The sequence below is a fragment of the Methylobacter sp. genome (assembly GCF_004322395.1).
Classification (GTDB): Bacteria; Pseudomonadota; Gammaproteobacteria; order Methylococcales; family Methylomonadaceae; genus Methylobacter_A.
Genome location: NZ_SCTW01000117.1, coordinates 1 through 8,801, shown reverse-complemented (window position 1 = coordinate 8,801; position 8,801 = coordinate 1). Strand labels below are relative to the sequence as shown.

9 protein-coding genes are annotated in these 8,801 nt (G+C 47.5%); 1 reads left to right on the top strand and 8 read right to left on the bottom strand.

Translation table 11 applies throughout. The features are described from left to right. The first annotated feature begins 315 nt into the window (after window positions 1-315). The gene (locus EPO18_RS15640) at window positions 316-1,374 is read left to right on the top strand and encodes a helix-turn-helix transcriptional regulator (RefSeq protein ID WP_292434834.1); all 1,059 of its coding nucleotides are present in this window, start codon (window positions 316-318) and stop codon (window positions 1,372-1,374) included. Window positions 1,375-1,471: 97 nt separating this feature from the next. Here EPO18_RS15640 and EPO18_RS15635 read toward each other — a convergent pair whose 3' ends face one another. The 8 genes from EPO18_RS15635 to EPO18_RS15600 form a co-directional block, all read right to left on the bottom strand. Then, entirely contained in the window at window positions 1,472-1,750 is a 279-nt protein-coding gene (locus EPO18_RS15635) for a hypothetical protein (protein WP_292434831.1), read from the bottom strand. 111 nt (window positions 1,751-1,861) lie between these two features. Then, window positions 1,862-2,176, bottom strand: coding sequence for a thiosulfate oxidation carrier complex protein SoxZ (gene soxZ, locus EPO18_RS15630; RefSeq protein ID WP_292434828.1), 315 nt, complete (start codon window positions 2,174-2,176; stop codon window positions 1,862-1,864). Window position 2,177: 1 nt separating this feature from the next. Continuing rightward, entirely contained in the window at window positions 2,178-2,648 is a 471-nt protein-coding gene (soxY, locus tag EPO18_RS15625; protein WP_292434826.1) for a thiosulfate oxidation carrier protein SoxY, read from the bottom strand. Between the two features lie 260 nt (window positions 2,649-2,908). Beyond that, window positions 2,909-3,529 carry a thiamine phosphate synthase gene (gene thiE, locus EPO18_RS15620; protein WP_292434836.1) on the bottom strand — a complete coding sequence of 207 codons (621 nt, stop codon included), beginning with the start codon at window positions 3,527-3,529 and terminating at the stop codon, window positions 2,909-2,911. Then, window positions 3,529-4,317 carry a bifunctional hydroxymethylpyrimidine kinase/phosphomethylpyrimidine kinase gene (gene thiD, locus EPO18_RS15615; RefSeq protein ID WP_292434824.1) on the bottom strand — a complete coding sequence of 263 codons (789 nt, stop codon included), beginning with the start codon at window positions 4,315-4,317 and terminating at the stop codon, window positions 3,529-3,531. Before thiD ends, thiE begins: the two co-directional genes overlap by 1 nt. A 5-nt stretch (window positions 4,318-4,322) precedes the next feature. After that, the gene (locus tag EPO18_RS15610) at window positions 4,323-5,258 is read right to left on the bottom strand and encodes a YiaD family glycine zipper/OmpA-like lipoprotein (protein WP_292434822.1); all 936 of its coding nucleotides are present in this window, start codon (window positions 5,256-5,258) and stop codon (window positions 4,323-4,325) included. 270 nt (window positions 5,259-5,528) lie between these two features. Further along, entirely contained in the window at window positions 5,529-8,426 is a 2,898-nt protein-coding gene (treY, locus tag EPO18_RS15605) for a malto-oligosyltrehalose synthase (RefSeq protein ID WP_292434820.1), read from the bottom strand. Continuing rightward, window positions 8,419-8,706, bottom strand: a complete 288-nt coding sequence (locus EPO18_RS15600; protein WP_292434818.1) for a hypothetical protein — start codon at window positions 8,704-8,706, stop codon at window positions 8,419-8,421. Before EPO18_RS15600 ends, treY begins: the two co-directional genes overlap by 8 nt. Between the last annotated feature and the right edge of the window lie 95 nt (window positions 8,707-8,801).

Sequence of the window (8,801 nt, the reverse complement as noted above, 5' to 3'; positions counted from 1 at the left end):
AGAAAGCAATGGAGCCTGAGCCCAAGCTCCCTTTATTTGCATGTGGATGGAAAAACGGCTTAACAATCATATGGTTTTCCTACAGTTTCAAAAATGTAAGAGCAGGTCTTAGGGTAAGTTGTAGGCGAAAGTACACCAGCATAAAATGTCAGTGGTGGTGTAGTTATTTGATTAAGTTGTACTTTTTTGAGTAAATTTTGAGCTCAATTTAACCTGCTTAAGCTCTTGTAATAGCATGGCTTGTAATATACTGGCCTTATAGAGGAAGAGTCATAACCCAAATGGGTCAAAATAACCCAACAGTATCGAGACGCCATGCATATCCTCCAAGTACCGCTTACGATTATGGAGACTTTGTCGAAAGCGCCTGGCAATCCGGTGTTGTGGCATTTATTTTTGACCGAGCTGGCGGGAGCTATACAGTGCGACAGCGGCTTGCTGTCGATTGTCGACCTTGGCCGCGACGGTGGGGTTCATCACTTGCATTGTTGCAATGTTGCGCCTAAGCAGCTGCGCTGTTTCGAACGCAATGTTTACAAAGCAGGCAGCTTCCACGCAAACGTCGCGAAACATCCCTACCAGGTTTTCTGCTCTAATACGTTGGGCGGAACTCTTCGCTCCGGTGGCGGCGTGGTGAGTGAGTTTTGCCGTTTCGGTGTGTCGATTCCTTTAAATAGACGTTACGCCTATTGCATGAATCTGAATGGCAGCCGTCCCTCAGCGGAGCCGGAGTTGCAAGCTTGTAGGCATAGGCTGCAAGCATTAGTGCCGTTGTTGCAAAATGCCTTGTGGAAAGAGCAGTGGCTCAGTCTTTACAGCCAGATTACGCTGTTGACCGGCAAGCATGTTGCCGCGTACCTCATTGTCGATCGCTCGCTAAACGTGTTATTTTCCGATCCGGTATTCAACCGTATCATTGCGGATATGGATTGCGTTGAAATTCGGGATGAACGTTTGGCCTTTTTAAACAAGGCCACTGAACAGCGTGTTTTGGCGTTGATGGCAGGGGTCGATTGCGATACCGTGATGACTCAGAACCAGCATGCTTCGTACGCCATTACGGTCATTCCGGCGCGCGCTTTGGATAATTTATATGCATGGGAATTCTATAAAAAAGGTGCGGTGCTGACTTTTACCCGCTGCCAAGAAAATAATCCTACGCTGGTAAGATTAATAGCACTCTACAAATTGACCAAGTTTGAGGCTTTATGTGCACTGCAATTTATCGCTAAACCGTCGATTTCGGATATCGCCACTGATTCTAACCGATCTACGGAAACAGTCAGGAACCACATCAAAAGCATCATGCAGAAGCTTGACGTGCACAATCAGGGAGCGCTGATGAAAAAACTACTCGCTATCGCTGCTTTGTAAACGCTATTCATCGTGATCTTAAAGGATAGGCGGCAATGCATGAGAATACTGGGCCAAGTACAACCTTCTCACGCTGGAACGACAGTTAAACAGTATTCTACGGTTCAGGTTTCTTGAAATACATGAACTTCACGCCGATCGCGCAGGCGGCACCCACCAAGATATAGGCGTAGTTGACAAACAATCCGAATAGGGTGCCGGGATTATGTGCAAGCGCATCGCGTAGGCCAGGGGTTATGGTAAAGGTCCAGACCACGCAAGGAATTAAATAAGATAGGAAACCTTGCACGGCCGAGGATAACGGGTCCTTTCCAGCTGCTTCGGCGCTTTTATAAAACCAGTAAATGATGAGTACAGCGATAATGGTGCCAATCATAATAAAATTCCGTAAGTTATGTGAGTAATAGCACCACAGTATCAAATTGCTTTGTTTAGCTCAAGCTTAGCGCCTTTATCCGGCTTTTTCGCGCATCTTAATCTGCAAACATCATTTAATAACATGCTCCTGAATATCTTCATTGCCCAGATTATCGACCCAGCTAATAACTATTTTATCGCCCGCATTGCCGCCTTTCAGCATAAAAGCAAAATAAGGGTCTTTGGAAATATTGGCGCCTGTGTTGCCAGAAATGATGATGTTTTTATTATGTTCTATCGTTAATTCCTGAATAAAATGCGCAGGGATTAATGCGTTGGTTTTGGGGTCGCGATTACGGCCGTGTTCCATCGGGTGGGCTATCAGCATTCTGATTTGGGTCTTGCCGTCCTCCATACGTTTAGTGCGGATTTTGATACTCGACATGCTAAATCTCGCAGCCGCCAGGGGTGACGATGACTTTCTTGCTGGCGGTGAAAAAACCTTCGTTTGTTTCTACGATGACTGCCACAGCGGAAGATTCGGCTATTTTTAAGCGGGCCGAGACAAAAGGATCCAGGTCTGGAGATAGTTCAAATTTAGCGACTAACGGTATGGGATTTTTTTCGATTAGTATCGCAATGCTTTCTACATTCCTGTGGCTGCTGGTTACCGTAATCGGGACGGTTGCGCCGTTTTCCGCTGTTTTGGGAATCTGGATATCGATTTGATCGGACTCGATGATTTTCTGGTCTTTGAATAAACGTTTTAAGGTCTGTTGCAGTATCTGAGTCGATGTGGTCTCGTCAAGCCATTCTGCGTTTGCCTCGGGCGAGGCTAGCAGCCCTCCGGTCGCAAGAATCGAATAACCGCTTAAGGCGACGGATTTTTTGATGAAAGCTCTACGATTGTCGGTCATGCTTATGTTTTCCCGGCTTGGTTTAAAGCGTTTAGCAGCGGAATTTAAATAACTATACCTTTGAGTAAGGGGTGACTAGCCAGAATGCTATCAATTTAAGGATATATGCCCCCTTCTCCCTCAGGGAGAAGGTTGGGATGAGGGGATACAAATAAGTTTTTTTTCCCCTCACCCAACCCTCTCCCTCTGGAGAGGGCTTTGCACGGCTTAAGTCAATAGCATTGTCGCCAGCTCTTTCCCCTACGAAAGTTATTTATTCCTTAATCACTGAATAAGGCTTGATAAGCCCGAGCTGATTGTTCCGGCTGATCGTCGAATATTCCGCCGATGACCGCCAGCAAATCGGCTCCTGCTGCAAGCAACTGTGCGCCATTGTCCGGCAGAATACCGCCGATGGCAACTATGGGGATGGTCAGCGCACGTTTTGCTTGCCGCAGCGTTTCAATCCGGGCGGGTGCTGCCAGGGGTTTTGACGAGGACGGAAAAAAACGCCCAAAAGCCGCATAAGTTGCGCCTTGCGCCTGGGCTTCCATGGCTTGTTCGACAAAGTTATAACAGGAAACGCCGATAATCGCCTCGCTACCTAACCGCTTTCTTGCCTGGGTGACAGCGCCGTCTTCTTTGCCGAGATGGACGCCGTCAGCGCCTACCAACGCCGCCAGTTCGATGTCGTCATTGATCAGTAACGGGACGTTATGCCGGTGGCAGATTTTAACCAGTTCACGGGCAAGAAATGGCGCGTCCAGCGGCGGATTCTTGTCCCGATATTGCACGACGACCGCACCGCCTCTGATGGCTGCTGCAACTTCGTTAATAACGGTATCGCCGGATTTATTTGCGGTTTGGGTGATTGCGTACAGTCCGCTTGCAGGGAATTTAATCACTCTTCATCCATCCAGAAAAACCGGTTGGGAATGTGCTGGCCTTTGCCCGGCTGGTAAGCGGCATTTAATGAATTCCAGGTATATTCCTGGGCTTCCATGACGGCTTGTAAAGGTTCCAGGCCGTGGGCTATCAACGCTGCAATACTGGAGGCCAGTGTGCAGCCGGAGCCGTGATAGCTGAACGGCAATCTGTCCCACGTGTAAGTTTCCCAACTGCGCCGGTCATGGAATAGCCGGTTGCTGACCGAGGGCGTGTGTTCATGGCTGCCGGTAATCAGCACATAGTCGCAGCCTTTTTCCAACAATGCCAGGCCGCAGTCGCTAAGATCGGTCAATCCCGCGAGCTTTCGGGCTTCTTCACTGTTCGGCGTTAACACGGTCGTGCAGGGCAGTAGCAAGTCGATAATAGTAGCTATGAGCCGGTCATTGGATAGTTCGGCACCACCGCCTGCTGCCAGTACCGGATCCAACACAACCGGAATATGCGGATGCTGTTTTAATATCGCATGAATAGCGGCTGCGGTTTCATGATGGCCGATTAAACCGATTTTAAAAGCCTTGACCGGCAAGTCGTCCAATAAGGTGTTGGCTTGACTGATAATGGCTTCCGGACTTTGCGGAATGAGTTTTTTTACATTCCGGGTGTCCTGTTCGGTTAAGGCAGTGATAACGCTGGCGGCATGACAACGATGGCTGACCAAAGTCTCAATATCCGCCTGCACCCCAGCGCCTCCGCTGGGGTCATGACCGGAAAAACAAAGCACAACGGGGCGGCTCAAGCTCATAATAGTTATTGATAATAATTATATTGTTGCTGAGGGTAGCCTTGTTGCTGCGGATAACCTTGTTGCTGCGGATAACCTTGCTGTTGTGGATAGCCCTGTTGTTGCGGATAACCTTGCTGTTGAGGATAGCCCTGTTGCTGAGGATAGCCCTGTTGCTGTGGGTAACCTTGCTGTTGAGGATAACCTTGTTGCTGCGGATAGCCCTGTTGTTGCGGGTAACCTTGCTGTTGAGGGTAGCCTTGTTGCTGCGGATAGCCCTGTTGCTGAGAAGACCCTTGTTGTCCGCCCGCATTTTTATTAGCGACGATAGCCAGCTCCACTCGACGATTTTGTCCGCGATTTGCCTCATTCACATTAGGCACTTTCGGCATTTTCTCGCCCATACCCTGCTGGGTCAGACGGGAAAAATTTACACCATGTTGGGACAAATAACCGGAAACGCTGGCTGCGCGTCGTTCGGATAACACCTGATTATAACTGTCTGAACCGACGTCATCGGTATGCCCTGTTACATTGATCGTAGAATCCGGATATTGATTTAATACCTTTGCTACCGAATCCAAAGCGCCTTGTGCTTGCGGGGTTAAGTTTGCCGAATCGAACGCGAAAGTAACATTGCTCGGCATGGTCAGATTAAGAGTATTTTCCGCCGTTCTTTGTACCTCGATGCCGGTACCTTGCAACGATTGTTGCATTTCTTCTTGTTGGTGATCCATATAAGCGCCCACAGCCGCTCCAAGGACGCCACCGGCTAAGGCGCCCCATCCGGCATTCTTAAGATCGTTGCCGCCAAACAGTGTTCCAGCGCCTGCGCCGGCTGCGGCACCCAAGCCGCCGCCCATGGCCGCTTTGCTGAGACTGGATTGTCCGGTGTAAGGATCAGTGACGCAAGCGGTTAAAAGGACTGAACTTATACCTGCTATCAATAATTTTTTTGTCATGGGAGTAACCTTAAATTTTGTAGATAAGACTTTTGATAAAGCCGATTTAAACGTTCTTGGATTTAGGGGGCTGGAAGCCACTATAAAGCGGATTGATAAATTTAAGCTGAACAACTGCTAATGCGGTTATCGTCATTAAAAATAGATCAATAAGTAATTTTAGATGCCTGCGATGGCAGTTGATAACAAAACCATTTTATCAGTTCCATTATGAGGGATGCGATAATCTTTGCTAATGCTCAAGGGCTTGAACGTGACGCGTTCGACAATTTATTCAACAATGCCGGCTAAAATCGCGACAGGAAATAATTTTAACGGGTTACGAACACAAAGCTGAAGATAGTTTTCAACCAGTTCGGCGGTAATCCGGCACTGGCTAAACAGTTCCTGGTAGTGCCTTGGCGCATTTTCCGGTAATTCGAGCCAAGTGTCGGCCCAGACATCGTCTAATGATGGGTTAAACGTAGGATCAAGCAGACGCGCCATTAAACGGGGTACTACGATAATGGCAAAATTATTTTGATCTTTTCTGGCAAAAGCCAGCAGTTGATTGGCTCCTGTCCCATGGACATCGATTTTCAGATATTCGCCGTCCCGAAATAACGCAGCATGTTGATGCCGAAAATGTAAGGTTTGCGTGACCACAAAAAGTTTGATGCGCCCGTCTTCGATATTTTCCAATAATGAGTTTAAGTATTGCGGCCGGTCTAAGCCCGGTTTTGTCAACATGTCTTCCATCTCAGTCAACAACTCTCCAATTTTACTAAAATCAACCGCTCGGCGATTATCGGGATCGACCAGCGAGAATTGCCATAGCTCATTACCCTGATAAATATCAGGTACGCCCGGGGCAGTTATGTGCAACACAGCTTGCGCAAGGGCATTATACAAACCGGGTTTCCTTATCTGTCTTTCAAACGCTGCAAAATGGCTTAAAAAGGACGAATTATTGTTCAGGCATCGACCAATAAATTGACTGACGGCTTGTTCATAATCTTCATTGGGATTTAGCCATGAGGTGTATTGTTTCGCTTCACGGACTGCTTTAATCATGTAAGTCTGGATGCGTTCCTGATACTCGGCCAGTTCTGCATCCGTCAAACTTGTTAACGGCCAAGTTCCGATCAACACCTGATAAAACAGGTATTCATCGTTGCGCGCGATAACAGCTTTACTCATCTTGGTTTTTTTGGATTTATTCAAGCGCCGCCAGCGGAATACCGCCTCTTGCCATTGCCGAGGTATTTCACTCAGCACATTGATTCTTGCGCGCATATCAGCGCTGTGTTTGGTGTCGTGGGTGGATAAACACAGCATCGTGTGCGGCCATTTTTTAATCCGTCCCTGATTAAAATAATGGAAGGCATTGACCGAATTGCCGAAGTTCCGCGGGTCGCCGCCCACTTCGTTTAAAGAAATGAGACGGTTATAGAGATAAAGGCCGGTATCTTCATGACCTTTAGCCATAACCGGCGGCGTGTATTGCTGAAACTTCATCACAAACTTCAGCAAGTCTCTAGCGGCAACACCGGTATTGTGTTGCTGAAGCAGAATGTGTCGAACGAATTCAAACACGGTTTTATCAGCTGCCCGGCTCCGTTGTTTGGCTTGCTCAATCGCCCAATTAATATACTGACTGTCCTCCTTGCTTACGGTTTGACTGTTGATATAAGTTCGATAAACGGGAAAACAGGCGACAACTTCCGATAAGGCATTGCGCAATCCATAAAGCGTATAGTCACGGGTTTTTGAGCTGGCATCGGCGATTTTGCTCAACTGATTCGCGAGCACGTTCAATTCACTGGCCAATGCGGTAGTCATTACATATTTTTTAGCCAGATAGACGAGTTCCTCGAAATCCTGTCGATGCCCTATAAAACGCACATAGCAATGCGTTAACTGTTTTTCTGCGGCACCGTCGATAAAAACGCCGTTGACGATATTGGCAAACTCGTAACCGGTGGTGCCGTGAATCGGCCAATTACTCGACAAATATTCATAATTGGCGACAATTTTCTCGGCCACGATATAAATGGGCGGCGTATCGTGTTTAACCTCGACATTTAAAATAGCCGCAATTTTGTTATTAAGGCGTTGATAATAGCCCACCGGATCATGCAAACCATCCGCATGATCGATACGCAGCCCTTGAATTTTGCGCTGTTCGATAAGCGACAGGGTAAGTTGATGGGTTGCATCGAATACTTTTTCGTCTTCAATTCTCAGCCCGGCCAGCTCGTTAATATCGAAAAACCGGCGGTAATTGATTTCATCTCCGGCAACGCGCCAATAAGCCAACCGATAGACCTGCTGCTCCAGCAACGCATGTAATTCGCCGTCTTCACCCGCTGTCCGGTTAATTTCTTCTACACGAAAGTTAATAAACCGGGTCAGAGGCAAGTTATCCGCGCAGAGTTTGGCAAGCTGTTTTTTAAAGACTTCTTTATCCCGGTTGCGCTCTTCTATTATTTCCTCTGCTGTTTCGGTGCGGAAAGGCAGTTTACTGAAACTGTTATTAATGGTCTGATATTCCAAAAACACCGGGTCGTCAGCTGCGAAATAGTTCCGTAACTGTTCGTGCTGCGAACTCAGAATAAGAGGGTAAGTTTGCGGATCAATAGGGCATCGGTTTTCGTAATAATAAACGCTAAATTCGCCAAGCTCTGCATCGAAAGTCAGTTTCAGTTCCTGTTGTTCCAAGGTATTGCCGTAATGGCTGCTCAGCACTGGAAGCAGTATTTTATTTTGTAGCGCTTTCTTAACCGGATACCACTCAATATCAAAAAAGGAGGCATAGCTGGAAGCCTGTCCGTTCTCCAGTACGTCCAGCCACCAGACATTGTTACTGCCCATAATTGCCATGTGATTCGGGACAATATCGGCGATCAAGCCCATTCCGTTGCGCTGCAACTCGTCGATAAAACGCTCAAAATCTTCATGACTGCCGATTTCCGGATTGATTTCGTTATGATCAACGATATCGTAACCGTGATCACTGCCGGGACAGGCTTTCAGATAAGGGGAGGCATAACAATGGCTAATGCCGAGCTGACGAAGATAGGGAGCAATCCGGGTAGCCTCGGCAAAAGTAAATTGGCTGCTAAATTGCAGACGATACGTCGCAACGGGAATGGTCGCGTCTTCCTGCTGATTTGCGGGATTAGGCATAAACCACACTGGCTTGTGGAACAGTGGTTGTTTTTATCAACCTGAAAACAGCGGTTCGTCCACGAAAAGCACAAAAAGCACGAAAATAGTTTAAGAGATATAAAACAGGGTTTTCATTTTTAGGTGGAACTGCCGTAGGGCGCGCCGTGCGCGCCAAAGGGGCTAAACACGAAGTAGGTTGATTTAAAGCCTGGTAGAAGGCGCGCGCGGCACGCCCTACGCAATAGGTTGATTTATTTTGTGGCTTTCGTGTTTTTCGTGGATGAACTGATTTTTCCATGATCATTTCTCGGCGTCCTCTAAGTAAAAAATGACCGACCAAGGGCTTAAACACCCTTGGCGCAGGTTTTTATCGACATCCGAATCACTGACAAA